The 26,206-nt window shown below is 45.6% G+C and carries 26 protein-coding genes; 12 read left to right on the top strand and 14 right to left on the bottom strand.

Annotation, left to right across the window (positions count from 1 at the left end; all coding sequences use genetic code 11):
• Nucleotides 1-226 precede the first annotated feature (226 nt).
• The 3 genes from KO518_RS00130 to glyQ form a co-directional block, all read right to left on the bottom strand.
• On the bottom strand, nt 227-679 hold the full coding sequence (locus KO518_RS00130) for a hypothetical protein (RefSeq protein WP_216023796.1): 453 nt from the start codon (nt 677-679) through the stop codon (nt 227-229).
• Between the two features lie 61 nt (nt 680-740).
• A complete protein-coding gene (gene glyS, locus KO518_RS00125) occupies nt 741-2,807 on the bottom strand; it encodes a glycine--tRNA ligase subunit beta (protein WP_216023795.1) in 2,067 nt (688 codons plus the stop codon).
• A 2-nt stretch (nt 2,808-2,809) separates the two neighbouring features.
• Nucleotides 2,810-3,715 carry a glycine--tRNA ligase subunit alpha gene (gene glyQ / locus KO518_RS00120; protein ID WP_216023794.1) on the bottom strand — a complete coding sequence of 302 codons (906 nt, stop codon included), beginning with the start codon at nt 3,713-3,715 and terminating at the stop codon, nt 2,810-2,812.
• 118 nt (nt 3,716-3,833) lie between these two features.
• Here glyQ and KO518_RS00115 point away from each other — a divergent pair, with 118 nt between their 5' ends.
• The gene (locus tag KO518_RS00115; protein ID WP_216023793.1) at nt 3,834-4,424 is read left to right on the top strand and encodes a DNA-3-methyladenine glycosylase I; all 591 of its coding nucleotides are present in this window, start codon (nt 3,834-3,836) and stop codon (nt 4,422-4,424) included.
• Between the two features lie 68 nt (nt 4,425-4,492).
• Here KO518_RS00115 and KO518_RS00110 read toward each other — a convergent pair whose 3' ends face one another.
• The 4 genes from KO518_RS00110 to KO518_RS00095 all read right to left on the bottom strand — a co-directional run bounded on the left by KO518_RS00110 (nt 4,493) and on the right by KO518_RS00095 (nt 7,158).
• Nucleotides 4,493-4,960 (bottom strand): DUF2489 domain-containing protein, encoded by a 468-nt coding sequence (locus KO518_RS00110; protein ID WP_216023792.1) that lies wholly within the window; start codon nt 4,958-4,960, stop codon nt 4,493-4,495.
• A gap of 12 nt (nt 4,961-4,972) precedes the next feature.
• Nucleotides 4,973-5,488, bottom strand: a complete 516-nt coding sequence (yihI, locus tag KO518_RS00105; RefSeq protein ID WP_216023791.1) for a Der GTPase-activating protein YihI — start codon at nt 5,486-5,488, stop codon at nt 4,973-4,975.
• Between the two features lie 45 nt (nt 5,489-5,533).
• On the bottom strand, nt 5,534-6,184 hold the full coding sequence (locus KO518_RS00100) for a class I SAM-dependent methyltransferase (RefSeq protein ID WP_216023790.1): 651 nt from the start codon (nt 6,182-6,184) through the stop codon (nt 5,534-5,536).
• A gap of 350 nt (nt 6,185-6,534) precedes the next feature.
• A complete protein-coding gene (locus tag KO518_RS00095) occupies nt 6,535-7,158 on the bottom strand; it encodes a cytochrome c (protein ID WP_216023789.1) in 624 nt (207 codons plus the stop codon).
• Between the two features lie 174 nt (nt 7,159-7,332).
• Between KO518_RS00095 and yihA the strand changes: the two genes are divergently transcribed.
• A complete protein-coding gene (gene yihA / locus KO518_RS00090) occupies nt 7,333-7,947 on the top strand; it encodes a ribosome biogenesis GTP-binding protein YihA/YsxC (protein ID WP_216023788.1) in 615 nt (204 codons plus the stop codon).
• A gap of 395 nt (nt 7,948-8,342) precedes the next feature.
• On the opposite strand, the gene polA is transcribed toward yihA, so the two are convergent.
• Nucleotides 8,343-11,096: a DNA polymerase I gene (gene polA, locus KO518_RS00085; protein ID WP_216023787.1), complete on the bottom strand. Its 2,754-nt coding sequence runs from the start codon at nt 11,094-11,096 to the stop codon at nt 8,343-8,345.
• Between the two features lie 423 nt (nt 11,097-11,519).
• Between polA and elbB the strand changes: the two genes are divergently transcribed.
• Entirely contained in the window at nt 11,520-12,173 is a 654-nt protein-coding gene (elbB, locus tag KO518_RS00080; protein ID WP_216023786.1) for an isoprenoid biosynthesis glyoxalase ElbB, read from the top strand.
• A gap of 96 nt (nt 12,174-12,269) precedes the next feature.
• The gene (locus KO518_RS00075; protein WP_216023785.1) at nt 12,270-13,721 is read left to right on the top strand and encodes a TrkH family potassium uptake protein; all 1,452 of its coding nucleotides are present in this window, start codon (nt 12,270-12,272) and stop codon (nt 13,719-13,721) included.
• A 45-nt stretch (nt 13,722-13,766) separates the two neighbouring features.
• Here the strand turns inward: KO518_RS00075 and trkA are convergent, their stop codons facing one another.
• The 4 genes from trkA to def are packed head-to-tail and all read right to left on the bottom strand — an operon-like array spanning nt 13,767 to nt 17,962.
• The gene (gene trkA, locus KO518_RS00070; RefSeq protein WP_216023784.1) at nt 13,767-15,146 is read right to left on the bottom strand and encodes a Trk system potassium transporter TrkA; all 1,380 of its coding nucleotides are present in this window, start codon (nt 15,144-15,146) and stop codon (nt 13,767-13,769) included.
• A 17-nt stretch (nt 15,147-15,163) separates the two neighbouring features.
• Nucleotides 15,164-16,489 carry a 16S rRNA (cytosine(967)-C(5))-methyltransferase RsmB gene (gene rsmB / locus KO518_RS00065; protein WP_216023783.1) on the bottom strand — a complete coding sequence of 442 codons (1,326 nt, stop codon included), beginning with the start codon at nt 16,487-16,489 and terminating at the stop codon, nt 15,164-15,166.
• Complete coding sequence (gene fmt / locus KO518_RS00060; RefSeq protein WP_216023782.1) at nt 16,489-17,445, bottom strand: methionyl-tRNA formyltransferase; 957 nt, start codon at nt 17,443-17,445, stop codon at nt 16,489-16,491. The genes rsmB and fmt overlap by 1 nt, the downstream gene beginning before the upstream one ends.
• 7 nt (nt 17,446-17,452) lie before the next feature.
• Nucleotides 17,453-17,962 carry a peptide deformylase gene (gene def, locus KO518_RS00055; RefSeq protein ID WP_216023781.1) on the bottom strand — a complete coding sequence of 170 codons (510 nt, stop codon included), beginning with the start codon at nt 17,960-17,962 and terminating at the stop codon, nt 17,453-17,455.
• 214 nt (nt 17,963-18,176) lie between these two features.
• Here def and KO518_RS00050 point away from each other — a divergent pair, with 214 nt between their 5' ends.
• The 7 genes from KO518_RS00050 (at nt 18,177) to KO518_RS00020 (ending at nt 23,816) form a co-directional block, all read left to right on the top strand.
• Nucleotides 18,177-19,265, top strand: coding sequence for a LysM peptidoglycan-binding domain-containing protein (locus KO518_RS00050; RefSeq protein WP_216023780.1), 1,089 nt, complete (start codon nt 18,177-18,179; stop codon nt 19,263-19,265).
• 34 nt (nt 19,266-19,299) lie between these two features.
• Nucleotides 19,300-20,433 (top strand): DNA-processing protein DprA, encoded by a 1,134-nt coding sequence (dprA, locus tag KO518_RS00045; RefSeq protein ID WP_216023779.1) that lies wholly within the window; start codon nt 19,300-19,302, stop codon nt 20,431-20,433.
• A gap of 3 nt (nt 20,434-20,436) precedes the next feature.
• Entirely contained in the window at nt 20,437-20,913 is a 477-nt protein-coding gene (locus tag KO518_RS00040) for a DUF494 family protein (protein ID WP_216023778.1), read from the top strand.
• 24 nt (nt 20,914-20,937) lie between these two features.
• The gene (locus KO518_RS00035) at nt 20,938-21,489 is read left to right on the top strand and encodes a type I DNA topoisomerase (RefSeq protein WP_216023777.1); all 552 of its coding nucleotides are present in this window, start codon (nt 20,938-20,940) and stop codon (nt 21,487-21,489) included.
• 15 nt (nt 21,490-21,504) lie between these two features.
• Entirely contained in the window at nt 21,505-22,071 is a 567-nt protein-coding gene (locus KO518_RS00030) for a Sua5/YciO/YrdC/YwlC family protein (RefSeq protein WP_216023776.1), read from the top strand.
• A gap of 20 nt (nt 22,072-22,091) precedes the next feature.
• Nucleotides 22,092-23,000, top strand: a complete 909-nt coding sequence (gene hemF / locus KO518_RS00025; protein ID WP_216023775.1) for an oxygen-dependent coproporphyrinogen oxidase — start codon at nt 22,092-22,094, stop codon at nt 22,998-23,000.
• Nucleotides 23,001-23,141: 141 nt separating this feature from the next.
• Complete coding sequence (locus KO518_RS00020; RefSeq protein WP_216023774.1) at nt 23,142-23,816, top strand: OmpW family outer membrane protein; 675 nt, start codon at nt 23,142-23,144, stop codon at nt 23,814-23,816.
• 86 nt (nt 23,817-23,902) lie between these two features.
• Here KO518_RS00020 and KO518_RS00015 read toward each other — a convergent pair whose 3' ends face one another.
• Complete coding sequence (locus KO518_RS00015) at nt 23,903-24,337, bottom strand: group II truncated hemoglobin (RefSeq protein WP_216023773.1); 435 nt, start codon at nt 24,335-24,337, stop codon at nt 23,903-23,905.
• Between KO518_RS00015 and aroE the strand changes: the two genes are divergently transcribed.
• Nucleotides 24,336-25,148 (top strand): shikimate dehydrogenase, encoded by an 813-nt coding sequence (aroE, locus tag KO518_RS00010; RefSeq protein WP_216023772.1) that lies wholly within the window; start codon nt 24,336-24,338, stop codon nt 25,146-25,148. The two genes, KO518_RS00015 and aroE, sit on opposite strands and share 2 nt — an antisense overlap.
• A 9-nt stretch (nt 25,149-25,157) precedes the next feature.
• Here aroE and KO518_RS00005 read toward each other — a convergent pair whose 3' ends face one another.
• A complete protein-coding gene (locus KO518_RS00005; RefSeq protein ID WP_216023771.1) occupies nt 25,158-25,691 on the bottom strand; it encodes a gamma carbonic anhydrase family protein in 534 nt (177 codons plus the stop codon).
• Nucleotides 25,692-26,206: the final 515 nt, after the last annotated feature.

The raw sequence follows: 26,206 nt of genomic DNA, 5'->3' as shown, positions 1-26,206 counted from the left end.
GGTATTTTGCTGAGTGGAGAAACGGCCAGAAGGGTAAAGTAATTAATTGGTATTCGGATAACTTGAAATCTAAGTTGTTAACGTTGTAAAAAAATCCCCCGGTAAGTATTCACTTACAAATATAGTTAGTTCTTTCTGTCGGAAAAAGTGGAAACAATAGTAAAGCAATAAAAAAGCCCGTTGCGAATACAAGGGCTTGAAATACAGCGTTATGGATTAACTAGACCTAGCTTGTCTTTGGCGTTACGGTGAGCATGACTTCTCCGCCACTGGCCGGGTTAAAGGTGAATCTATAAACCCCTGTTTTTTCTGGGGTAAATTGCAGGTTCTCTGATTCTGTACCGCAAACCATATACATGGTTGTCTGGATCAGCACTATTTGTCCGCGATAACGAGCGCCACAAGTCTGATCTGGCGTCCAAAAGCCATCTGACAAGCGAAAGTCGTAGGGTTGACCGTCTGCAATAAGCTCAACATCAACAAACCACCCCTGTTTGTTTTGCTTTAGTTGATAAGCAGCAGTGGCTTCCCACCAGTTGAAAACACCTCGTAAGTACATGTTTTCAAACTTTAATTCCGGGCCGCTTGTTATGCCCGGAATGTCGACGACACTGGTGCTACTACAGCCCGAAAGCGTTATTGAAGCAAAAAAACCGAGGTTGAGTAGTTTCTTTTTCACATTGATCCTCGTCTGGTTTGCCCAGCGCAGGCTGGGCATGACATGGAAACCGGCACAGCAGTTATTTCGCGAGCAACGAGATATCGGCAGTACGCAGGAATTGCTGTCTCAACAAAGACAACAAAGCCAAGCGATTGTTCCTTATCGCATCGTCTTCTGCCATTACCATGACGCTATCGAAAAAGTTATCTACATCTGAACGCAAAGTCGATAACGCGCTAAGTACGGCTTTATAATCGCGGCTTTCAGACGCTTCAACCTGGCCGATAACATTCATTAAAGAGTAATACAACGACTTCTCTGCATCTTCTGTAAGCAGCTCAGCTTTAACTGATGTGCTTACTTCTGATTGCTGTTTAGCCAAAATGTTGGCAACGCGCTTGTTTCCAGCTGCCAGGGCTTCAGCCTCATCCTGTAACTTAAAAGCAGATACAGCATCAATTCGGGCTGCATAATCTGCAGGGCGAGTGGGGCGTCGAACTGCAACGGCCTGAATAACATCGATACTTACACCTTTGTCCTGCAGTAGCGCGACAAAACGACCGAGTATGAAGTCCACAACCTGTGTCTGGCAATCTACGTTGGTTAGCTTGTCACCGTATACTTCAACTGATTTTGCCACCAAGGTCTCAAGGTCAAGATCGAGATCTTTTTCGACGATTATACGAAGCACACCAATGGCTGCTCGACGCAATGCGAAAGGATCTTTGTCACCTTTTGGAAGCTGGCCAATGCCGAAAATACCAACCAACGTATCGAGCTTATCGGCTAGGGAGACGGCTGCGCTGACGCCCGTAGACGGTAATGTATCTCCGGCAAAGCGGGGCATATATTGCTCGTAGAGCGCTTCGGCAACAACAGCTGGCTCACCATCGTTCAACGCGTAGTATTTTCCCATAACGCCTTGTACATCGGGGAATTCCATGACCATGTTGGTCATCAGGTCTGTTTTTGCCAACAAACCAGCTCGAGCTGCTAAGGCATTGTCTGCTGATGTTTTCTCGGCTATGAATTCGGCCAACCGGGAAATACGAATAGACTTGTCTTTTAGCGTTCCCAATTGTTTCTGAAAAAGAACCGTGCTGAGACTATCAAGGCGACTTTCAAGCGTCGATTTTTTGTCTGTCGTAAAGAAAAACTCAGCGTCAGCTAAACGAGGGCGAATGACTTTTTCGTTTCCTGAGATAACCTGAATAGGATCCTGAGATTCAATATTGCTGACAAACAAAAAGCGGCTGTCTAGCTTATTGTCCGCAGTGAGCAGCGGCACGTACTTTTGGTCGTCCTTCATGGTGTAAATGAGTGCTTCTTTAGGTACCTCAAGAAATGCTTCATCAAAAGACGCTTGCATTACCACAGGCCATTCAACCAAAGAGGCTATTTCTTCCAGTAAGCTTTCGCTGTAGTCGGGCTTAAGGGAAAGGGCAGAAGCCGCTTTTTCTAATTCACTGCGTACATATTCTGCGCGTTCGTGAAAATCTGCAATAACGTAATGGGCTTTAAGTGCCGTTGCGTAATCGTCTGCATGAGCTAGCTCAAAGGTCGCCTCGCCATGGAATCTGTGGCCCTGAATAACACGGCTGCTGGTTTTTCCCAATACAGTAAGCGGTAACACATCTGCACCGTACAGCGCAGTGACGGTGTGTACAGGACGAATAAACTGGGTTGCAGAATTGCCCCAACGCATGGCTTTAGGTATGGGTAATTTTGCGATTGCCTGATTCACCAGCTCTTCAATAAGCGTGTTAATTGATTGACCTTTTACTTTGGCGCGATAGAGAAGCCATTCACCCTTGTCAGTAGAAAGTCGATCTGCATCGGCTATGTCAATGCCATTGCCGCGAGCCCATCCCATGGCTGCTTTCGTCGGGTTGCCGTTGCTGTCAAAAGCGGCTGAAACAGCAGGGCCACGCTTATCAACCACTTTGTCTTGCTGTGATTGCGCTAGTTGAGAAACTGACACCGCCAAACGTCTGGGAGCTGCGAACCAATGCACACTGTCATAAGCCAATTCAGCTTTATCCAAAGCGTATCTAAAGTGCTCAGCAAAGCTTTCACCCAAGTTTTTTAGTGCTTTAGGGGGTAATTCTTCAGTACCAATTTCTACCAGTAAATTTTCGCTGCGCACAACTACTGCTCCTTATTACACATAGGGAAACCTAACGCCTCACGCGCTTGGTAATAACTTTCTGCACATGCTTTTGCCAGTGTACGAACACGAAGTATGTATCGTTGGCGTTCTGTCACTGAGATCGCATGTCGCGCATCGAGCAGGTTGAAAGCGTGGGATGCTTTCATTACCTGCTCGTAAGCAGGAAGGGGGAGATTCTGTTCAATTAATAGCTGACTGGCCGCTTCGCATTCATCGAAAGTTTTGAATAAAAATGCCACGTTGGCGTGCTCAAAATTGTAAGCTGACTGCTCAACCTCATTTTGGTGGAATACATCACCATACGTTACCTTGCCCATCGGGCCGTCTGTCCAAACGAGATCGTAAATACTGTCTACGCCTTGCACATACATGGCCAAACGTTCGAGACCATAAGTAATTTCACCGGTAACAGGTTTGCATTCAAGACCGCCGACTTGTTGAAAGTACGTGAACTGGGTCACTTCCATACCGTTCAACCAAACTTCCCAGCCCAAGCCCCAAGCGCCAAGAGTAGGGGATTCCCAATTGTCTTCAACAAAGCGAATATCGTGTACCAACGGATCGAAACCAAGTTCTTTAAGCGAGCCTAAATACAACTCCTGTATATTGTCAGGGGAAGGCTTTAACATAACCTGAAACTGGTAATAGTGTTGCAGACGATTAGGGTTTTCGCCGTAACGGCCATCAGTGGGCCGACGGCAGGGCTGGACATACGCGCTGCTAATAGGCTCGGGCCCCAGCGAGCGTAGAAACGTCATTGGGTGGAATGTACCTGCGCCCACTTCCATATCAAGTGGTTGGATAATAACGCATCCCTGACGCGCCCAGTAATCCTGCAGTGCTAGGATCAAACCCTGGAAGGTTTTAATATCGTATTTCTGCATGTTCGCTACTTATAACTGACCAAAGTAAAGGTGGAGTAGTATACAATCTGTCAGCTAATGAATGTAGGCTGAAACACGGAAATCTGCTGAAAAAACGAATAAATAAGGGGCAATAAGCATGAATTTTCTCGACAGGCCCATTCGGTGTGGTTGGGTGTCAGATGATATTGAGTATCAAAGGTACCATGACACGGTGTGGGGAAGACCTGAACTCGACAGTAAAAAGTTGTTTGCCAAACTGTGTTTGGACGGTCAGCAGGCTGGATTGTCCTGGATAACGATTTTAAAGAAGCAAAAAAACTATGAACGGGCATTTTATCAGTTTGAGCCGGAAAAGATCGCCAGCATGACAGATAAAGACGTAGAAAGGCTGATGCAGGATAGTGGTATTGTAAGAAACAGGTTAAAAATACAAAGTATTATTACTAATGCACAAGCCTACTTGAATATCGCTTCTACAATGGCGTTTAGTGATTACATATGGCAATTTACTAACCATAAGACAATCACAAACGGGTGGAGTGATTACCGTGATGCTCCCGTGAGTACAGATGCATCTAAAGCGATGTCGAAATCATTAAAAAAAGATGGCTTTAAATTTGTGGGGGAAACGATCTGTTATGCTTTTATGCAGGCAGCGGGACTGGTGAACGACCACGCAACAAATTGTCACTGCTATGAATCTGTGCGATCTTTGGCGAGAAAATAAACCGTCATTAAAAAATATAACTACAAAAGGCCGGCAAACGTCATTTATTTACCGGCCTTTTGGCAATATTACGCAGCGGTTTTTGCTGCTAAGGCCTCACACCACCGACAGATATCGTCGAGCTCACGGAGAACCAATGATTCATAGTCTGATTCAATTTGTTCACGCGCGGTGTCCTGCTTTCTCTTTTCTGTTGCTGAAAGCTTCTTTCTCTCTTCTAAAATGGCAAACCCGCTAATTTCCACAAAGAGTTTGTGAATATGCGGGAAGTTGCCGCGGTAGTCTGGCGGTGATTGCAAAGGTAACGCATTGAGCAATTTACAAATTCGGATTGCGCCTTCTGACAAGTCACACTGTTGCTGCTGCATTGCCTTACCAATAACAATGATGCTCTCGGTGATATTTGCGATACGGGCATCACGGGCTGCTTTCTGTCGGTTGTTTTGTTGCTTCAACAAAAACAGCAATCTACCAGCATAAAAACCGAGCCCCAGAATAATCGCCAGGCCAACAATGACAGCAGTGGTTAACCACATAACGATAACGCCTTAATCTTTAAATTCGTCCAAACTAATAGCATCTAGGTCAGAAAGTGGGTCTTTGTCTTCATCAATGTCTTCGTCTTCTTCAACAATACCCAATAAATCACATAGCGTGCGGTGTCGCGCCATCTTTTCATCTACATAACGCTGCTCTTCTATGGAGATAGTCTTGCCATCGTCCAGCTTGTCTAATAACGTTGACAGCCTGTTGTCTGCTTCCAATGCCGCCAATTCCTCGGCTGGAGTGGCATATTTTTTTACCTCCGACTTTTTAAGAGGCGCCTTAATTAGCGCGACAGGCTTCTTACTGCCAAGACGAGGGTCTTCGACCACCTTTGCCTGTTTACTATTCCCTTTCTTAGATTCCACCGCGTTTCTAGAACCTGCTTTGTTCCCTTTATGACGTTTAGTCTTTGGCGGGTTTACCGGTGTTTTTGATTTTTTTTTCGGATTGTTAAAGTCGGGATCTTTGCGAACACCAATAACCCCAACTTTGCGTGTTTTCTTCGAACGAGACGACATATAGTCTCCCTTAAACATGTTAATGACACTAATTATACCGCGTATTTAAGGACGCTTCTTCAACAATACAACATCTTTACCACGGAAAGACACGTTAAATCCCATTCTGTCGCCAATGTAATAAAAGGTAGCGTCAGAAAAAAAGCTAACGTGAGTTAAATCGTTTTTGTAATGCCAGTTTGTAAAGCGGCTTTTGCTTTCAACCCGCTTTGTCATGACAACCAGTAAGCCGTTTTCTTTGAGGAGTGAACTAAAAAGTTTGAGCTCTTTTACCGGTTGATGAAAGTGTTCTATCGCTTCGGTGCAGGTAATGAAATCATAATAGTGTCGGCGATATAAAACTGGTTCTGAAGGCGCGTATATAGGGTCAAATACGTCCATGATAAACCCGTTATTCGTGAGCATATCAGCCAACACAGGTGCCGGACCACAGCCAAAATCCAATCCGCGAGCGCCTTTTTTCATGCTATTTACAACGGGATCACGTGCCCGTGACAGAAATTGCCGGTAGCCCTCATCTGCAGCGTGATTCTCGTGCAGATCGTATTCCTGTTTTTCCCGGGTGAGAGTAGGGAGTAAATCGGGGTGTACGAAAACGAGATAGCAATGTGTGCACTGAAAGTATTCTCTGCGTGTGTCCTGATGGTAAAATTCAGTATCGGCACAGTGGCATAGAGGACAAGAGAGTTTTTGCATTTATTGTGAGAGGCGCAGCGTGGTTTGTTGAATTATCTAATGATAAAAAAGAAAAAAGGCGATGGCTATTAACCATCACCTCATTTGTGAGTGCCTCTGATGACGACACCTCTCCCGATTTTGCACTTACATGCAAAGGGTAGCTCTACTTTTTGCTTTTATTAACAGAGCAAATATTAGTTCAAGGCCTTCCTGACACTTTATCCAATAATCCATTAATTCATTTCTTATTGTTATTATGTTTGTACTGTTACAGACACAGCACCAACTTGATGAAGCATATTACAGAAGAATTAATAAATTGCAAGGTGAAATTTACAATTAATTAACAACCTTTATACAACAACGACTTAGTGCAAGCCTGCCAAATAATTCGCCAGAATATCCATGTCTTCATCTGTGAGTTTCATTGCGATGTCACGCATCATGCCGTTCATGTCATTCGCGCGCTGACCGTCGCGGAAAGCCTTGAGTTGTGCGACTACGTAATCGGGATGCTGCCCGCTGATATCAGGAAAGCCGGCCAGACCCATGCCATTGCCGTCGGGGCCATGACAAGCTCCGCAGGAGGGGATACCCCGTGCTTCATCGCCACCGCGGTACAAGGCTTGTCCTGCTTCAACGTAATTTTCCGGTGTCTCACCGGGTTTGGCTTCCTGGCTGGCAAAGTATGCGGCTAAATCAGCCATATCCTGCTCTGAAAGGGGAGCAGCCATTCCATTCATAACTGCATTATTACGGCCTTCTTCACCGCCCGTTTGGGAAGCGAGTTTGAATTCTTTCAGTTGCTTTTCCAAATATCCCGCGTGTTGCCCTGCAATTTTGGGATTAATGGGGATCATAGAATTTCCATCCATGCCGTGACACGCTGCACAAACAGCTGACTTCGCTTTACCTGCTTCAGGATCGCCTTTAGCAGAGGCTGCCCCGGATAAACCTAACGACAGAAATACAAGCACACACAGTTTTTTCATAACTAATCTCTATAAAGGAGCAAACGGCTTTATCGATATACGTGATATGATCAATATTCTACACGTTTAACTCGTTAGAAAAACCTATTCCATAATAAAACTATGGTTTTATAACCTTTTCCTGACGAGAGTCAATTAAAATAAAGTTAAAACCCAGTATAGACGGATATTGAAATGACGTATTACACCAAAGCAAAATTTCTAATGAGCGCGCCGGATATCCGCCATTTGAAAGAAGATGAAGGTATTGAAGTTGCCTTTGCCGGGCGATCAAACGCGGGGAAATCCAGCGCACTTAATACACTGACCAGACAAAAAAACCTGGCCCGAACCAGTAAAACGCCAGGCCGAACGCAACTTATTAACATTTTTGAGTTGGATGAAAACCGAAGATTAGTGGACTTGCCGGGATATGGCTTTGCTCAGGTGCCGATTGCCATGAAAAAGAAGTGGCAACAATCGCTGGGCGAATATCTGCAAAAGAGAAAAAGTCTAAAGGGCCTGGTTGTTATGATGGATATACGTCACCCATTTAAGGATTTGGATCAGGATTTGATTTTCTGGGCTGTAGACGCGGGCTTACCGGTACTGGCGCTGCTGACAAAAGCAGACAAACTCAAATCGGGAAAGCGTAAAGAACAGCTTATGTTCGCCAAAAACGCGGCACTAGCATTTAACGGTGACGTGACTGTTCAGGCTTTTTCTTCATTGTCAAAAATTGGAGTCAATGAGGCTGCTACTGTATTGGATGCGTGGTTCGGGCTAAACAAGGATGACGAAGAAGAATAACTTTTCCAAGTCTAGAAAAGAAAAATCCCCATCCAAATGGATGGGGAAAAGGACTGAGAGAAAACACATAAAAACCGTAGATAAGAGCATCGCAAACGCACCAAAGTTCAAAATAAAATTCGATTTATTTAATTAAATTTTAAAACTTATATAAAACAGGTAGTTGGGTTGTTAATCGGCGTGCGATTAAGTCGTGATTAGTTGAACAGACATAAAAAAACCCCGGTAAAACTACCGGGGTTAAAGCAAAGGTTTGAAAACAGATTTCTCACCTCTGTACCCTACATGTACAGGGTACATCAGATCACTAAAAAGGCAAGAGTCTTTGTAATAAAATTACCAAATATTCGTATTAAACACGATAAACTGGCTAAAAATTGTAATCTTATTACTGATTAGTGGGCTTCATCCCAGTTTTCACCTATCCCTGCTTCTACCTGGAGGGGAACTGACAAGGTGGCAGCTTGCTCCATTAACGCGGTAATTTTTGCTACCGCTTCGTCTACTTTTGTTTCTCTTATCTCAAAAACCAATTCATCGTGCACCTGCATCATCATAAACACATCGTCACGGGCTTCTTTGTTTATCCAATCGTCAACTCGCAACATGGCCAGCTTGATAATGTCTGCTGCAGTACCTTGCATAGGCGCGTTAATGGCCGCTCTTTCTGCGCCTTTTCGTCGAGCTCCGTTGCTTGCCTTAATGTCTGGCAAATAGAGTCTGCGACCGAATACAGTTTCTACATACCCTTTTTCTTTTGCATGTTCGCGGGTTTTATCCATGTAGTGCAGTACGCCGGGATAACGCTCGAAATACAAATCCATATATGACTGTGCATCATAGCGAGGAATATTTAGTTGACGTGACAAACCAAACGCTGACATGCCGTAAATTAAGCCGAAGTTTATCGCTTTTGCACTTCGACGCTGTTGTGCGGAGACTTCTTCTAATGGTACCGAGAAAACTTCGGCAGCCGTCGCTTTGTGAATATCCTTACCCTGAGCAAATGCGCTGAGTAAACCTTCGTCTTTAGAGAGATGCGCCATAATACGAAGTTCAATTTGGGAATAGTCGGCGGCGACAATTTTGTATCCATTGCGAGGGACGAATGCCTGACGAACACGACGGCCTTCCTCGTTTCTAATGGGAATGTTTTGCAGATTCGGATCTGTGGATGACAAGCGTCCGGTAGCGGTTACCGCCTGATGGTAAGAAGTATGAACCCGGCCTGTACGATGGTTGATCATCTTGGGCAGTTTGTCTGTGTAGGTATTTTTTAACTTTGTTAGTCCGCGGTATTCCATGATCATTTTAGGAATAGGGTAGTCTAGCGCCAGTTCCTGTAACACTTCTTCTGAAGTTGATGGAGCACCTTTTGGTGTCTTTTTGATCACGGGTAACGACAGCTTTTCAAACAAAATGTGTTGCAACTGCTTAGTTGAGCCCAAATTAAATGTTTCTCCCGCAGCGTCATGAACATTGGCTTCGAGTTCTTTTATCCGTTTTGCAAGATCCTGACTTTGTTGGGCCAGTTGTTGTGAATCAATAAGTACGCCGAGTTGTTCCATACGCGCAAGTACACTGGCCAATGGCACTTCAACATTCAAGAGTAGCGCTTTGAGGGAATCGTGTTGCTGAAGTTTATCCCAAATCACACTGTGCAAACGAAGTGTAATATCGGCATCTTCACAGGCATAGGGAGCGGCTTCTTCTAATGCTATTTGGTTGAAAGTGAGTTGTTTCGCACCTTTCCCCGCGATATCTTCAAAATGAATGGTTTTGTGGTTGAGATAAGCCATGGCCAGAGAGTCCATATCGTGACGTGTGGCAGTGCTGTTGAGCACATACGATTCCAACATAGTGTCAAAGGCAATACCCGCCAGCGTGATCTCGTAGTTTGCCAGAACATTTTTGTCATACTTTAAGTGCTGTCCCACTTTTTTAATGGTGTCAGATTCAAGAATGGGCTTGAGCTTTTCCAGCACCCAATTGCGATCCAGCTGTTCTGGTGCGTCTGGATAGTCATGAGCAACAGGAATGTATGCTGCTTCACCAGGAGTTATACAAAAAGAAACCCCAACTATTTCCGCTTCCATGTAGTCGAGGCTGGTTGTTTCTGTATCAAACGCGAAAAGTGGTGCTGCTTTTAGCTTTTCGAGCCACTCTTTAAACGTTACCTCGGTGGTAATTGTAACGTAGCCATCTTTGTCTATCGCGGATAGCGGTGGACTTTCCTCCATTGACTTTTCGACCTTTTCTGCTGCGCTTTCAGATGATACTTCGGTAAACCATCGCTTGAATTCATACTCAGAAAATAGCGCTGCAAGTTTAGTGTTGTCTGCTTGTGTCGGCGTGAGGGACTCGGGAGAATAATCCATCTCTACATCAAGTTTTATGGTGGCCAGTTCATAGGATAAACGGGCTTGTTCTTCGTATTCCTGCATTTTTGCGGCCATTGTTTTACTGCCGCGAAAAGACAAACCTGCTATTTCATCGAGGTTATTGTATATGGCGTTTATACCACCGATGCCGTTTAGCAGGGCTTGTGCGCTTTTGTCGCCTACGCCGGGTACGCCAGGAATGTTATCGACTTTGTCGCCCTTTAACGCGAGAAAATCGATTACTAATTCTGGAGGAATCCCGAACTTTTCCTTAACTCCGTCTACATCCATGACCTGATTGGTCATTGTATTTATAAGCGTGACGTGTTGATTGACCAACTGTGCCATGTCCTTGTCGCCAGTACTTATTAGCGTATCAATACCTTTTTCAGAGGCTTGTTTTGACAGTGTCCCTATAACGTCATCGGCCTCTACCCCTTCTTCGACAATTATAGGTAAGCCCATGGCTCTGATAATCTCGTGAAGGGGTTTGATTTGAGAGCGCAGTTCATCCGGCATAGGAGGTCGGTTCGCTTTATATTCCTTGTACATATCATCGCGGAATGTTTTTCCTTTCGCGTCAAATACCACTGCGATATGGGTGGGGTTATACTGACGAATAAGGCTGCGAAGCATATTAATCACGCCGTATATTGCCCCGGTATCCTGCCCTTTTGAGTTGGTTAGAGGTGGTAATCCATGGAAAGCTCGGAATAAATATGAAGAGCCATCAACGAGAATAAATGGGGGCGTTTTGTTTTCAGACATACGTTACTAATCTTAGGGAAGGACAATGTGTGAAGGATGCCATAGGCTTGGCTTGAACGCCACAGAAGGGTAAATACCGGAAATGAGATCTTTCTGTGGATAACTTTGTGATCAATGAGCGGGCTGACAAGGATCACATTGCGCGATCTGGATCAAGGGGTATTGCCGCAGATCTTTAAAAACAAGGCATAGAAAGAATACGAAGTGATATCCGTACCTAGACAATAGCTTCCCTGAAAATGTGGATAACTTGGTGTATGGCGTTTTTAGTAGTTAACCAAGTTGGTCAGTTAATGTAGCATATGAATAACAAAAAACGACAGCAGTCTTTCATATTTTTTAATTTTAATGTTGGCCGTTTTTTAAGCACGATTAGCATAAGACAGAGATGGCATGGCCTAAAGAGCAACAGGAGCATAAAAAGTGAAAAGAGTCGCAGTGATATTAAGTGGAAGCGGGGTGTTTGACGGTACAGAAATACACGAAGCAGTAATATCCCTTTTAGCGATTCGGGAAAACGGCGCACAGTATGAATGCTTCGCTCCCGATATGACGCAATTGCATGTGATTAACCATCTTACCGGCGAGGTGGCCGACGGAGAATCTCGCAGTGTTTTGGTTGAGTCTGCCCGCATTGCCAGGGGGAGCGTCAAACCCGTTACCGCGTGTAAAGTGGAAGATTTTGATGCTCTTATTTTACCCGGTGGTTTTGGCGCAGCTAAGAATTTGTGTACATTCGCAATAGACGGTCCGGAATGTAAAATAAATGAGGATGTGTTAGCCGTGTGCAAGGCGTTTGCCAATGCCAAAAAGCCAGCAGGTTATGCGTGTATTGCTCCTGTTTTAGCCGCCGCAGTTTATGGCAGTGGTCACAAGGTAACTATTGGCAACGACAAGGACACAGCCGGTGGTGTAGAAGAACTGGGAGGCAGCCATGTTGATTGCCCGGTCACGGAAATAATTGTTGATGCGAACGCTAAATTAGTGACAACACCTGCGTACATGCTCGCGTCGGATATTCTCGAAGCGAAAGCAGGCATCGACAAAATGGTAGCTACTGTGCTGGCCATGGCGTAATGAGGATCTGGCGAAGGGGGGTTTCCCTTTCGCGATTGTCACCGCATAATGATAGCGAATAAGTAGTAATACAAAAACAAAAAGGCTTAACGGAACATGCACTATCGTGCGATCGTACGCATACTCGGGTTACTGGTAGCACTGTTTAGTGTCACAATGATCCCGCCAGCTTTTATTTCTCTTTTATTTGAAGATGGCAGTGGTTTGCCGTTTGTCATCGCGTTTGTTCTCTCTGTCATGATTGGCATGACCCTGTGGTATCCGAATCGCTATCACAAAAAAGACCTTCGTGCGAAAGAGGGCTTTCTTATTGTTGTGCTGTTTTGGACTGTGTTGGCGAGTGTCGGGGCTATTCCGTTTATTCTGCTTGAGCAACCAAGCATGACAGTAACCGATGCGTTCTTTGAATCCTTTTCCGGATTAACGACGACCGGTGCTACGGTAATTGAGGGTATTGAGTTTTTGCCTCACTCAATTCAATTTTATCGGCAACAATTGCAGTGGCTCGGCGGTATGGGAATTATCGTACTTGCTGTGGCCATTCTGCCAATACTGGGTGTTGGGGGCATGCAGTTGTACCGCGCTGAAACACCGGGGCCGGTAAAAGACTCGAAGATGACTCCCCGTATAGCAGATACGGCAAAGCACCTTTGGTATATCTACCTTTCACTGACAATAGCCTGCACGGGAGCTTATTTCATTGCTGGAATGGATTGGTTTGACGCGGTATGCCACGCCTTTGCCACGGTGGCTATTGGTGGTTTTTCGACCCACGATGCAAGTTTAGGCTATTTTAATAGCCCCATGGTGAATATGGTATGTTCCGTCTTTTTACTGATTTCAGCCCTAAATTTTTCGTTGCACTATGCTGCAGTGAGCTCTCGTTCCATACGCGGATATATTCGGGATCCAGAATTCAAAGCGTTTCTTTTTATTCAGTTCACCCTGATTATGATTTGCTTTTTGGTACTGTCATTAAGTGGCTACTACAGCTCTGCTGAAGAAGCGCTGGATCAAGCTATGATTCAGGCGGTATCAATAAGCACTACGGCGGGTTTCGCCACTACCGATTTCTCATCCTGGCCGGCGTTTTTACCCATACTGCTAATATTTTCCAGTTTTATTGGCGGCTGTGCGTCCTCTACGGGAGGAGGGCTTAAAGTCGTTCGGGTTTTGCTGCTTTTCCTACAAGGTAAACGAGAAGTTGACAGACTGATTCACCCTAAAGCCGTGTACTCAGTTAAACTTGGAGAACGGGCTATGCCAGACCGTGTGGTAGAGGCTGTTTGGGGATTCTTTTCTGCCTACGCAATTGTGTTTGTGTTAATAATGATAGGCATGATAGCCACTGGCCTTGATAACATTTCTGCCTTTACCGCCACAGCGGCAACGTTGAACAACCTCGGCCCTGGATTGGGGAGTGTGTCTGGAACTTATTCCGCAGTGAGCGATTCGGGTAAATGGTTACTTATTCTGGCAATGCTATTTGGTCGTCTGGAAGTGTTTTCACTACTCGTGTTGTTTTCACCTACGTTCTGGCGCAGTTAAGCCTGTTTTCTCACAGGATGAAATTTGGGTTTACGTCGGAAAAATTTATCCGAAGAAAAATGCGCTGGGCTGGAAGAGTTTTTCTACGTCACTGATGTATTTCTTATCCACCAGAAATAAAATAACGTGGTCGTTGGCTTCTATTTTTGTATCACTATGCGCAATGATAACGGAATCTTCACGCACCACTGCACCAATGGTTGTACCTGGAGGGAGCTTTATGTTGCCGATTTCCTTGCCTACCACCTTAGACGTGTTTTCATCTCCATGAGCTATGGCTTCGATAGCTTCTGCAGCCCCTCGGCGCAATGAGTAGACGTTCACAATATCACCCCGGCGAACGTGGGTCAGCAAGGCTGAAATCGTTGCTTGTTGGGGAGAAAAGGCGATGTCTATCTCGCCGCCTTGAACCAAATCCACATAGGCACTGCGCTGAATAAGCACCATGGCTTTTTGAGCGCCCATGCGTTTTGCCAGCATCGCTGACATGATATTTGCTTCATCGTCGTTAGTAACGGCGATAAATGCATCTACTTCATCGATGCTTTCTTCATTGAGTAGCTCTGGGTCGGAAGCATCACCACAAAATACAATGGTTCTATCCAGATTAGCCGACAGGTATTGTGCTCGTTCAGGACTAAATTCAATCAATTTCACGTTGTGCTTGTGCTCAAGCCTTTTCGCTAGCCCAGCACCGATTAGCCCTCCGCCTGCTATCATGATGCGCTTGTAACTCGATTCAAGTTTTTGCAGCTCACTCATCACTGCTCGAATATGTTTCGTGGCAGCAATGAAAAATACTTCGTCATCAGCTTCAATTACGGTAGTACCCAACGGGCGTATAGGACGACCCCGACGATATATGGCGGCAACCCGGGTTTCCACATTTGGCATGTGTTCTTTGAGTGCAGACAAAGCATGACCAACCAACAACCCGCCATAGTATGCTTTAACGGCTACCAGGCTTGCTTTACCATCTGCAAATTCAACAACTTGTAACGCCCCCGGGTAATCAATAAGACGTTTTATTGCCGTGGTTACAAGCTGTTCCGGTGCAATAATATGGTCGACAGGGATGTTTTGTTCTTTGTACAGTTGTTCCTGATAAATAATGTATTGCTCGCTTCGGACACGGGCAATTTTAGTGGGGGTCTTAAACAGACTGTAAGCAACCTGACACGCCAACATATTACTTTCGTCACTGTTGGTAACGGCGATGAGCATGTCGGCATCTTCTGCACCGGCTTTTTTTAGTGTGTCTGGGTGAGATCCTACGCCTTCAACAACCTGTAAATCCAGGCGGTCTTGTAGTGCCCGAAGAATGGAAGGGTCTGAATCAATGACTGTTATTTCGTTCTTTTCACCAACCAGATTTTCGGCGAGCGTTCCGCCCACCTGACCTGCGCCAAGAATGATAATTTTCATTGATTACTTTCAGACTCTTACCGTTGTTTATTCTCAGACTTTATCAGTCTCGCGTAGTAGAAACCATCCATTTGTTGTTCTCCGGGCAGGATCTGTCTGCCAGGATGGCTGTCGGTATCGCCATCGTTTAGTGGTAGCCGCAATGCGTCACTGTGACGCGTTAAAAAGGCGGTAATTTGGTTGACGTTTTCTTCAGGCAACATGGAACAGGTTGCATAAAGCAATGTTCCTCCCGGCTTTAGCAACAACCACATAACATCCAGAATGTTTGCTTGCAGCGCGCCGAGGGCGGCTATATCGCTCGCTTTGCGCAACCATCTGATATCCGGATGACGACGAATGACGCCGGTCGCTGAGCAAGGGGCATCGAGCAAAATGCGATCAAACAATTCGCCATCCCACCACTCCTCAGGCTGCAAAGCGTCACCTTGTTTAATGATGGGATTGTGTTGTAGCCGTTGCATATTTTCTTTTACTCGCAGCAAGCGAGTGTTGTCGCTGTCAATGGCCAAGCAAAGTTTCATATCAGGCTGCACTTCAAACAGATGGCCGGTTTTCCCCCCGGGGGCTGCACAGCAATCTAAAACCCGGTCGTTAGGTTCGGGTTGCAAGTAAACTGCTGCCAATTGTGCGGCACCGTCCTGCACAGAAAACCAACCCTGGCTGAAACCGGGGAGGGAAGTTATATCCGTTCTATCGGTCAGAATAACACCCGCTTTCTGTTCCTTTGGCAGGGTATAGCTTATTTGGTGTTCATTCAGCGATAGGCAAAATGATTCACGTGAAACCTTTTGTGTATTTACTCTAAGCCAAATTGGAGCAGGACTATTTGTGCTAGCAATGATGTCATTGGCTATGCTGGGGTAATGTTGGTTAAGCCGCTTGTAAAGCCATTTTGGTAGGCCTGAATTGACAATAGGATCGTTAATGGGCTGGTTGGCTAAGTCTTGACGTTGAAAATTTCGAAGTACAGCGTTTACCAGCCCCTTTAACGACATAGCGCCAAGGTAGGATGCCGCATTCACGGTTTCACTGACAGCAGCATGCGATGATACTCGTGAGAAGGCGAGTTGGTACATACCCAGTAAAATAAGGTGTTCAACTACTTTCTTTTTTCCTTTGAGGGGAGTATCGAGGAGCTTTCGCAACCAATATTGCAGCGTGGGGAGCTGTCGCATAACGCCTAAAGACATCTCCTGGATCCACGCATTGTCTTTACCTTCATGACGCCGTTGTACCTTATTCAGGCAATCACGGCTTGAGCGGCCTTCTTCCAGAATTTGATGGATCACCCAGGCGGTGTCAGAGCGAAGATTTTTCTGTTTGGGAAGCGGCGTTGCCATTAATAATTGCTGCCAATAACTTGCCCCACAATAAACCATTGTGGTCGGGCGTTTAACACATCAGCAGCGGGTAGCGATTTTTTACCCGGTATTTGCAACTGAGTAAGACATATATCACAACTGCCGGTAGAGACAACTATACCGTGTTTATCAGCTTTAACTACTACACCAGGTGTACTTGATGATGTACTTTCAAGTATGCGGGCATCCCACACTTTTACATTATCAACGCCAATTTTCATCCAGGCTACAGGCCAGGGATTAAATGCCCGAATATTTCGTTCTATTTGCTCAGACGGTTGTGACCAGTCAATCAATGCTTCTTCTTTACTCAATTTGTTGGCGTAAGTTGCCAGCCGGCTGTCCTGGGGTTCCGCTTGATCGGTAAAGCGAGGTAAATCATTTAACACTTCCAGCAATGCAGCAGGAGCGCAAGCTGCTAATTTTGTATAGAGAGAAGCGCTGGTTTCCGTGTCAGCAATGGGTACCTTAACAACATGTAACATATCACCGGTATCCAGTCCTGCATCCATCTGCATAATGGTGACACCCGTGTCTTTGTCGCCCGCCCAAATCGCTCGTTGTATTGGCGCAGCACCCCGCCACTTAGGCAGAATAGAACCATGAACATTTAAACAGCCATACTTAGGTGTATCTAATACCACCTGAGGTAAAATAAGTCCAAAGGCAACCACTACCATGATGTCTGCATCGATAGATGCCAGTTCATCCTGAGCCGCTTTTGTCTTCAGCGATTGTGGTTGATATACCGGGATGTGCTCCGCTTCAGCGAGTACCTTCACCGGACTGGCTGTGAGTTTTTTACCTCGTCCAGCTGGTCTGTCGGGTTGGGTGTATACCGCGACGACCTCATGAGCAGAATCCAGTAGAGCTTTGAGGTGATCTGCGGCGAAATCCGGCGTACCGGCAAATATTATTTTTAGTGGGCTCTTCACGGAAATTTTATACCTTCGCTGCGAGACGCGCTTCTTTCTCAAGTTTTTTGCGAATACGCTGACGCTTCAGGGGAGAAAGATAGTCGATGAAAAGCTTGCCCTTCAGGTGATCCAACTCATGCTGAATACAAACGGCCAGCAAGCCATCGGCTTCGAGCTCGAACGGGTTGCCTTCGCCATCGAGTGCTTTTACCGTTACTTTCTCCGCACGATCTACCTTGGCGTAGTTGCCAGGTACTGAAAGGCAGCCTTCTTCACTAATCGTAGAGCCTTCTTTGGCCGTAATTTCAGGGTTGATGAAAACCCTGGGCGTATCGTGGTTTTCCGATACATCCATTACGACGACTTGTACATGCCTGTCTACCTGGGTGGCTGCCAGGCCAATACCGTTCTCATCGCGCATGGTTTCGAACATGTCTGAAATGAGTTGTTTTATCTCATCATTAACCGATTCAACTGGCTTCGCTACAGTGCGTAGCCGCTCATCGGGAAAACTTAATACATTTAAAATAGCCATCTGTCGTTCAACTTAACTTGCTTGTATGAATTAATATACGATCCAATAACCAGCACTATTTACACCTTGGTTTCTGATACTATTCTATCGTATAACAGGTAATATCGTGCAGGTTTTTTGATTCAACGCGGTTTCCTTACGGAATATTGAATTTAATTAGGTCATGGCCGATATAGAGCCAATGTCGAAAATTTCAACAGGAGTGGTTGGCCTTATGACAACCAGAACAATGGGAAAGTGCCGATTAATGTGGTTAAAAATAGGCTTGCTGCTGTCTGGCTTTGCCATCAGCTTTTTTGTCAGTGCCGTTGCGCTGAAAGAAAGTGCGCCGCAAACTTATACTGTTAAACGTAATGATACCCTGTGGGACATTGCGAACCTGTTTCTAGATAAACCCTGGTTGTGGCCAGAGCTTTGGCGTAAAAATGCGCAAATTATAAATCCACATTTGATATATCCGGGTGACGTGCTGGTTATTCGTATGGTCAATGGCGAGCCAGTATTAACCGTACAGCGCGAAAAACAGCATATATCGCTGGGGCCGTCACTCAGAAAACAAAACAAACCCTCGCCAATTAGTATGTTGCCATGGTCGTCTATAGCTCCCTATGTCAATCAAAACGAATTACTCAACGAAGAAGTATACGAGAAATTGCCTCATATTCTGGGTAATCAAGCGGGGGATATACGCTTCGTGACCGACGACATTGTCATTAGCAGAAGTTATGGCCGATCTTCTGATCAGTATCGCGTATTGCGACGTCAGGCTACTATTAAAAACCTTGATGGCGACATATTGGGTGTACAGGTTCATCACGTGGCAGATGCTAGCATGATAGATGATTCAGTACCTTTTCAATGGCTGGTAAAAGTAACTAAGTCAAATTTTGAGGCTCGCCGCGGAGATCGTCTCTACGACGGCGTTTTTACCGACAGCGAAGATCTGATTCTACAGGCCGCCAACGAAGAACAGCGGGGTCATGTGGTGGGTAATCTACATCAGCATGAGTTGTTGGGAAAAAATGATGTAGTGATCGTCGATTTAGGGAAGGATGACGTCGCGCCAGGTACTGTTATGGGTATATATGCCCAAGGGCCGGACATTATTGATGGTGATCCGCCGAAGTACGCGGGTGAAAACAACGCGCTAAACAGCGTGTTTAATGATGGCAGTACGGTTCAACAGCCCGCAATCAAGATTGGAGAAATCGTCATATTCAAATCTTTTGAAAAAGCGAGTTACGGCATTATTACCCGTGCCCGTGCGCTGGTGGAAACCGGTGCTATAGTGGCCAACCCCTGAACCTGAGGTATGCCGTCTCGTCTGGAGTAACGGCATGCCTATTCCTCGAAATCACAACTACATTACAGCTTGTCTGGCGATGAGCTCTGTTTTTTCTGTGTCTCCAGTCAAATGGCGCGCTCTGCTGGGGATGCCTGGTGTTTCTGCGGAGTCGCTGATTTTTGGTTGTAGTGATGGGACGACCCTGGATTCATTGACAGCCCAACAGCAGGAATACGTTGTAACCCTGCAAAAAGCAATAGATTGGAAAGCGGTTGATAACGCTTTGCATTGGCTGGCTAAAAGCGATACTCATCACATCGTTACCGACAAGCACGAACACTGGCCAGAGAGTTTTGGATTGTTGCAAAGTGCGCCATTAGTCTTGTTTTGTAAGGGGGATACAGCCTTGTTGTCAAAACAACAAGTGGCTGTGGTGGGAAGTCGCCGAGCTTCGCCTGCCGGTTTGCAACACGCCTATGATTTCTCAGCCCAGTTGGCCGGTAGTGATATTGTCGTTACTAGCGGCCTCGCCTGCGGTGTCGACGGTGCGGCTCATAAAGGGGCTCTGTCTGAACAGGGCCATACTATAGCGTTTCTGGGCACTGGCCCTGATCGTACTTATCCCTATCGCAACCGGAAACTGCAAGAGCGGATTACACAGGAAGGCGGGCTGGTGGCCTCTGAATTTTTTCCCGGAACCCCGCCCAAACGTCACCACTTCCCACAGCGCAATCGTCTGATTGCCGCTATTGCAGAGGGAACGCTGGTGGTCGAAGCAACGACAAAAAGCGGCACCTTGATAACTGCAAATTTGGCCGCAGATATGGGGCGCGATGTTTTTGCAATACCGGGCAGTATCGACAATCCATTATACGAAGGTTGTCACGCACTCATTCAGCAAGGTGCTAAACTGGTAACAAACGCCGGTGAAATCGCGGAAGAGTTGACTGGTTCGTTTAATGCAGTCGGCATTGCTCAACAAACTAATGCTCAAAAAAGTGAAGATCAAAACTTGGCAACCGATAAATTATTAGATAATGTGGAATTTGATGTAACTAGCGTTGACATCATAACCGAACGCAGTGCCTTGCCTGTATCTGAAGTATTGGCAGCATTATTAGAATATGAACTGCGAGGTCTTGTGGCCGCCGTTCCTGGTGGTTACGTCAAATTGAGGGGGAAATAAACCATGTTCGACATCCTCATGTATCTGTTTGAGAACTTCATCCACAGTGAAACGGAAATTCGCGTAGATCAAGACGAGTTGACAGATGAGCTTATACGCGCTGGTTTTCATCATGATGAAATCTACAAGGCCTTGGCGTGGCTGGAGAAACTTGCTGCACTTCAAGAAACAGACGACAAACCTTATTTTTGCAAAGGCATTTCGTCAGGAGTAAGCAGAATATACACCCACGAGGAACAAATGCGCCTGGATGTTGAATGCCAGGGCTTTTTGTTATTTTTGGAACAGGTCGGTGTTTTGGATGCCTCAACTCGCGAAATGGTCATTGACCGGGTGATGGAAATAGATTCACCTGAGTTTTGTCTGGAAGATTTAAAGTGGGTTGTACTCATGGTACTTTTCAACGTACCAGGTAAAGAAAACGCGTACGCGCAAATGGAAGATCTTTTATTCGAAGAGTCTGACGGTACGCTGCACTAATCAGGAGCATCACCGGCATACTTTATGTCAAAAATTGATCATTCATTATTTAGTGCACATGAGCATGCTCTGGAGCACGACGTTGGTGATTGCCCGGAGTGTGGTAATCGCCTGCAAATACGCAATAGCAAATCGGGGCCCTTTATCGGGTGTTCTGCCTATCCAAATTGCCATTTCAGCAAGCCCTTACACGACCAACAGACTACCGTTCTAAAAGAGATTAAAGGTACACATTGCCCCGAATGCCAAAGTGTTTTGGCGATTAAGAAAGGGCGATATGGTATGTTCATCGGTTGTACTAACTTTCCTGCATGCCATCATATTGAGCCGATCAAAAAGCAAGAGGATACACAGTTACTGTGCCCGCAGTGTGAAGAAGGGCATATTACCGAGCGAACAAACAAATATGGGAAGCGATTTTATTCGTGTAATCGTTATCCTCAATGTCGATATGTGATAAATTCCGTGCCCGTTGTAGGCAAGTGCCCTCAGTGTGGTTGGGGCTTGCTAATTGAAAAGAAAGGGCGGGTATGTTGCCCACAACCAAAGTGCGATTATCAGGCAGAATCTCAGTAACGAATTAGCGTAACTATGACTTTAGAAAATGTGCAATCTGCTGATCTCATTAGACCGGCATTTGAACAGGGCGATCTTATTGTGTATCCCACCGAAGCGGTGATGGGAATCGGCTGTGACCCCGACAATGAAACAGCGGTTCTCAATCTCTTGAGTCTTAAGCAAAGGCCGCGAGAAAAAGGGGTGATACTAATAGCCGATTCGTACTCTCGTTTACTCAGATACGTCGATGACAAAGCGATCCCATCCCACCGACGCACAGAGGTTTTTTCATCTTGGCCCGGGCACATTACGTGGTTGCTGCCGAAATCGATGGATGCGCCTAATTGGATAACCGGTGAACACGACAAAATCGCCGTTCGCGTGACTGCTCATCCGGTAGTCATTTCGCTATGCCAAACACTTGGAAAACCATTGGTTTCAACAAGCGCGAATCCGTCAGGGGCGTCGCCGGCCCTGACAACTGAGGAAGCTAAGCAGTATTTTGGTGATAGGGTAATTTACGCATCAGGAGAAGTTACTTGCCCAGGCAAACCCAGTGTCATTAAAGACTGCGAAACAGGCCAGGTGATCCGAGGGTAGATATGGAAGACCATAACGTTATGCAAGATACACAGTTGGCCATCAATAAAGTTAAGGCTTTTCTTTTAACGCTTCAAGACGATATTTGCCACACATTGGAAATGTGCGATGGTTCAGGGCAGTTTGTTGAAGACAGTTGGGAGCGACAGCAGGGAGGAGGCGGACGGTCTCGCGTTATGAAAAACGGTGCGGTAATCGAGCAGGGTGGTGTGAATTTTAGTCACGTTTTTGGCGATGCCATGCCGGCTTCAGCAACCGCTTCACGTCCCGAGTTAGCTGGTCGAAGTTTCCAAGCCATGGGGGTTTCATTGGTTATTCACCCTCATAACCCTTATATCCCAACATCCCATGCAAATGTTCGTTTTTTTATAGCTGAAAAGAAAGGTGAAGCGCCTATTTGGTGGTTTGGAGGCGGTTTCGATCTCACGCCGTTTTACCCTTTCAAAGAAGACGTGGTGCACTGGCATAACACGGCGAAACGCATTTGTGCGCCCTTCGGCGATGATGTCTACGCCGAATACAAAAAATGGTGTGATGAATATTTTTACCTCAAGCACCGAGGTGAGACCCGAGGGGTTGGTGGGCTGTTTTTTGACGATTTAAATCAATGGGGGTTCGAAGACAGTTTTGCATTTATGCAGGCAGTTGGACACGGATATTTAGATGCCTACGTTCCCATAGTCGAGCGTAGAAAGAGCTTGTCTTTCACTCACAGAGAGCGGGAATTTCAACTTTACCGCCGGGGCCGGTATGTAGAATTCAACCTCGTATATGACCGGGGCACGCTATTTGGCTTGCAAACTGGTGGCAGAACTGAGTCTATTTTAATGAGTATGCCACCTTTGGCTAGATGGGAGTATGGGTATGAAGCTCCTCATGGCAGTGCAGAAGCCAAGCTGGTGGAGTGGTTAACACCTACAGACTGGTAATTGACGATGAGAATATTGACTTGGATCAAGAGCTTGTTTAGGCACCCGTTTCAGTATTTTCAACCTTGTTCCAGATCAACATTTTGATTCTCCACGGGCGTACAGTAGCGCCATCAACGTTAAATACACGAGAGAATCAACATGAAAAAGACTACTTTGGCTACAGTTATACTTGCCACACTGGTTACTGCTCCGGTTGTTCAGGCATACGAAAAGGGTGATTGGGTTGTCCGCGGAGGCTTTACAACGGTTGCTCCAGATGATGAAAGTTCCAACATCTTTGTCGGTGAAAGCGATCTTGGGGTAGATCTGACTGTTGATAGTAATACCCAGCTGGGTCTAAATGTCGCTTACTTTATTACTGACAACATAAATATTGAAGTGTTGGCCGCAACACCGTTTACTCATGATGTGGATTTCGGTGTTGAGGATCCTCTGGGAAGCGGCACTCAACTGGGTGAAGTGACGCACTTGCCGCCAACAATCACGGTTAATTATTACTTCAATGATCCTGCCGCAGCATTTCAGCCGTACGTAGGGGCAGGGTTAAACTATACGTTTATTTATGATGAAGCCTTCACTTCAGCGAATGATGACGCAGGGCTAACAGATTTGTCTCTCGATAATTCTTTTGGCGTGTCAGCACAATTTGGCGCTGATTTTATGATTGACGAAAAGTGGCATATTAACGGTTCTGTTCGTTGGATAGACATTGATACAGAAGCTACATTCAAACTAAACGGAGCAGAAGGTGAAGTAGCTGACATTCAAATCGATCCTTGGGTATACACCATCTCTATTGGTTACACTTTCTAACACTGAACTCCGCGTTTTCGCACTTGCTCATTGCCCTTCTTTTTAGAAGGGCTTTTTTATCACTCCTGGGGTACCTGTGAACGAGATTAATCGGTGTTGATCATGTGCTCAGCTAATTGATCTAGTGAATGAAGCAGTTTCTCCGCCAGACTTATATCGGTAACTGTGTCCATCATCGCCTTTCGCATGCAGTACATCCATTGTCTTTTCAGTTCTGGGGTGACCGAAAAGGGGAGGTGTCGGGCTCTTAGCCTGGGATGGCCGAACTGTAATTCGTAATTATTAGGGCCACCCAGCCACATGATCAAATAAAGCGTGAATACATGTCTAATTCTGTCCAATGGCTTCGGGTGCAACGCTAAAAGTTCAGCGGCAAAAGGATCTTGCTCCATGATGTCATAGAATTTATTGGCTAGTTGCGTTACTTTTGCGTCACCGCCTATTAACTCGTAGGGTGTGGTTGGCGTCTTGTAGCGCCGTTTTTTCTCTTTCATTTTATTAAAATAGCCTAAAATACTCATGAAAAAATTCGCTGTATTTGGAAATCCTATCGCACATAGTCTATCACCTGCCATCCACAAAATGTTTGCCGAAAATACTGGGGAAGAGATTGACTATGGCATTGTTGAATCAGACATCGATGCATTTGAATCGGACATTGAGACTTTTTTCACCCAAGATAACGTAGTGGGATGTAATGTAACTGCGCCCTTCAAAGGACGCGCGTATGAGCTAAGTAAAAATAATTGCAATGCAGAGGCAAAAACTGCAGAAGCGGTAAACACGCTATTTATGAAAGACGGGACCTTGCTTGGCTATACAACAGATGGCATGGGGCTCGTGGCTGACCTTCATTCTCAAGTTGGTTCTTTGGTCGGTCACACGGTTTTGCTATTAGGTGCGGGTGGCGCAACCCGCGGAGTGGTTGAGCCCCTGTTAGGAGCAAAGGTGAAAGGGCTGTACATTAATAACAGAACCGAAATAAAGGCCCAAGCTATTGTAGATGCCATAAAAAGTCCAGTCTTCGAATGCGTAAGCAAAAACGATCTTACTTCTCTGCAACCCGACATTGTAATTAACTGCACGTCTGCTAGCTTGACGGGAGATTTACCCCAGGTTTCTACTTCTGTGTTTAAAAGATGCTCTCTTGCATACGACATGGTGTATGGCAAAGGCGAAACGAGGTTTATGGAGTTTGCTAAAACTCATGGGGCAAAGAAGGTGAGTGACGGCTTTGGCATGCTCGTAGAGCAGGCGGCGGCCGCGTTTACTATATGGACAGGAAAGAAACCTGATACGGCCAAGGTAATTGAAGCCCTTAGACCGCGATGACAAAACTGATTATACTTGATTCAGATAGTCGTCTTTGAGCAAAACGTAGTTTTCAGCCGATTGTTTTAGAAACTGGCGTTCATTGTCTGTTATTGGCCGCTTTTCTGTCATTGGGTTACCAACGTAGAGGTAGCCGCTCCTTAGTACCTTATTAGGTGGTACCAAGGTACCTGCACCAATAAACACATCGTCTTCTACTATTGCACCGTCCATGATGATGGCTCCCATACCAACGAGAATGCGATTACCAAGTATACAACCATGCAACATACACTTGTGACCCACGGTAACATCATCTCCGATAATTAGCGGGAAGCCCTTGGGATGCTGAGGAGATTTTCTAGATACATGGAGCACAGTGCCATCCTGGATGTTAGTCCGGGCACCAATAGCTATTGAGTTGACATCTCCGCGGGCAGCAACCAATGGCCAAATACTCACATCTTCAGCCAGTGATATTTGTCCAACTAATACACTGGATGAATCGATGTAACAGCGAGGGCCAATTGAGGGACTGTGTTTGTGATAAGCTCTGATAGACATAAAAGATGCTCACTTGTTGAAAAGATAGTAGTGCAAATATTCCAAGATGATGGGGTATTAAACACATAAAATAAAGGTCGTTGTGTCCTGAAAGCTGATTCCCTATCTAAGATTAGTTATAAATGAGTCGATAAATGATTGGTTTTTGTACCGCAAAGGTTGAGAATTGACCGGTTAAACGAAATATGACAGTTTTTTTAAAATAGTTGTTGACGGTGAGATTTAAATCCCTAAAATGCGCATCCGCTTCGGCAGGAAAGCAAAACGACTTTCCGGCAAAAGCTAGTCAGCACTATCGCTAAAGCGTAAGTCTGGCGAGGTTTTCAAAGAAATGCTCTAGAAAATAAAATTTCAAAAAGTGTTGACAAGAGAATCGAAAGGCGTAAAATGCGCGCCTCGCTTGAGAGAGTTGGAAACAACACTGGAAAGCAAGTTTTTAGAGCTAGCAACGCTTCGAAATAAAATTTCAAAAAGTTGTTGACACTGAAAACGAAACGCGTAGAATGCGCGTCCCG

Source organism: Aestuariibacter sp. A3R04 (assembly GCF_018860805.1).
Taxonomy (GTDB): domain Bacteria; phylum Pseudomonadota; class Gammaproteobacteria; order Enterobacterales; family Alteromonadaceae; genus Alteromonas.
The sequence above is the reverse complement of the archived record's forward strand: the minus strand, read 5'-3'. Positions and strand labels throughout refer to the sequence as shown.

What these genes read in the sequence shown, in the direction of transcription:
- KO518_RS00075 (WP_216023785.1), top strand. Translation starts at nt 12,270, where the DNA reads ATGCACTATCGTGCGATCGTACGCATACTCGGGTTACTGGTAGCACTG.
- yihI (WP_216023791.1), bottom strand. Translation starts at nt 5,488, where the DNA reads ATGTCGTCTCGTTCGAAGAAAACACGCAAAGTTGGGGTTATTGGTGTT.
- KO518_RS00020 (WP_216023774.1), top strand. Translation starts at nt 23,142, where the DNA reads ATGAAAAAGACTACTTTGGCTACAGTTATACTTGCCACACTGGTTACT.
- KO518_RS00115 (WP_216023793.1), top strand. Translation starts at nt 3,834, where the DNA reads ATGAATTTTCTCGACAGGCCCATTCGGTGTGGTTGGGTGTCAGATGAT.
- KO518_RS00110 (WP_216023792.1), bottom strand. Translation starts at nt 4,960, where the DNA reads ATGTGGTTAACCACTGCTGTCATTGTTGGCCTGGCGATTATTCTGGGG.
- hemF (WP_216023775.1), top strand. Translation starts at nt 22,092, where the DNA reads ATGCAAGATACACAGTTGGCCATCAATAAAGTTAAGGCTTTTCTTTTA.
- polA (WP_216023787.1), bottom strand. Translation starts at nt 11,096, where the DNA reads ATGTCTGAAAACAAAACGCCCCCATTTATTCTCGTTGATGGCTCTTCA.
- KO518_RS00050 (WP_216023780.1), top strand. Translation starts at nt 18,177, where the DNA reads ATGACAACCAGAACAATGGGAAAGTGCCGATTAATGTGGTTAAAAATA.
- KO518_RS00005 (WP_216023771.1), bottom strand. Translation starts at nt 25,691, where the DNA reads ATGTCTATCAGAGCTTATCACAAACACAGTCCCTCAATTGGCCCTCGC.
- KO518_RS00035 (WP_216023777.1), top strand. Translation starts at nt 20,938, where the DNA reads ATGTCAAAAATTGATCATTCATTATTTAGTGCACATGAGCATGCTCTG.
- KO518_RS00095 (WP_216023789.1), bottom strand. Translation starts at nt 7,158, where the DNA reads ATGAAAAAACTGTGTGTGCTTGTATTTCTGTCGTTAGGTTTATCCGGG.
- yihA (WP_216023788.1), top strand. Translation starts at nt 7,333, where the DNA reads ATGACGTATTACACCAAAGCAAAATTTCTAATGAGCGCGCCGGATATC.
- KO518_RS00100 (WP_216023790.1), bottom strand. Translation starts at nt 6,184, where the DNA reads ATGCAAAAACTCTCTTGTCCTCTATGCCACTGTGCCGATACTGAATTT.
- KO518_RS00040 (WP_216023778.1), top strand. Translation starts at nt 20,437, where the DNA reads ATGTTCGACATCCTCATGTATCTGTTTGAGAACTTCATCCACAGTGAA.
- dprA (WP_216023779.1), top strand. Translation starts at nt 19,300, where the DNA reads ATGCCTATTCCTCGAAATCACAACTACATTACAGCTTGTCTGGCGATG.
- trkA (WP_216023784.1), bottom strand. Translation starts at nt 15,146, where the DNA reads ATGAAAATTATCATTCTTGGCGCAGGTCAGGTGGGCGGAACGCTCGCC.
- KO518_RS00015 (WP_216023773.1), bottom strand. Translation starts at nt 24,337, where the DNA reads ATGAGTATTTTAGGCTATTTTAATAAAATGAAAGAGAAAAAACGGCGC.
- KO518_RS00030 (WP_216023776.1), top strand. Translation starts at nt 21,505, where the DNA reads ATGACTTTAGAAAATGTGCAATCTGCTGATCTCATTAGACCGGCATTT.
- rsmB (WP_216023783.1), bottom strand. Translation starts at nt 16,489, where the DNA reads ATGGCAACGCCGCTTCCCAAACAGAAAAATCTTCGCTCTGACACCGCC.
- def (WP_216023781.1), bottom strand. Translation starts at nt 17,962, where the DNA reads ATGGCTATTTTAAATGTATTAAGTTTTCCCGATGAGCGGCTACGCACT.
- glyQ (WP_216023794.1), bottom strand. Translation starts at nt 3,715, where the DNA reads ATGCAGAAATACGATATTAAAACCTTCCAGGGTTTGATCCTAGCACTG.
- aroE (WP_216023772.1), top strand. Translation starts at nt 24,336, where the DNA reads ATGAAAAAATTCGCTGTATTTGGAAATCCTATCGCACATAGTCTATCA.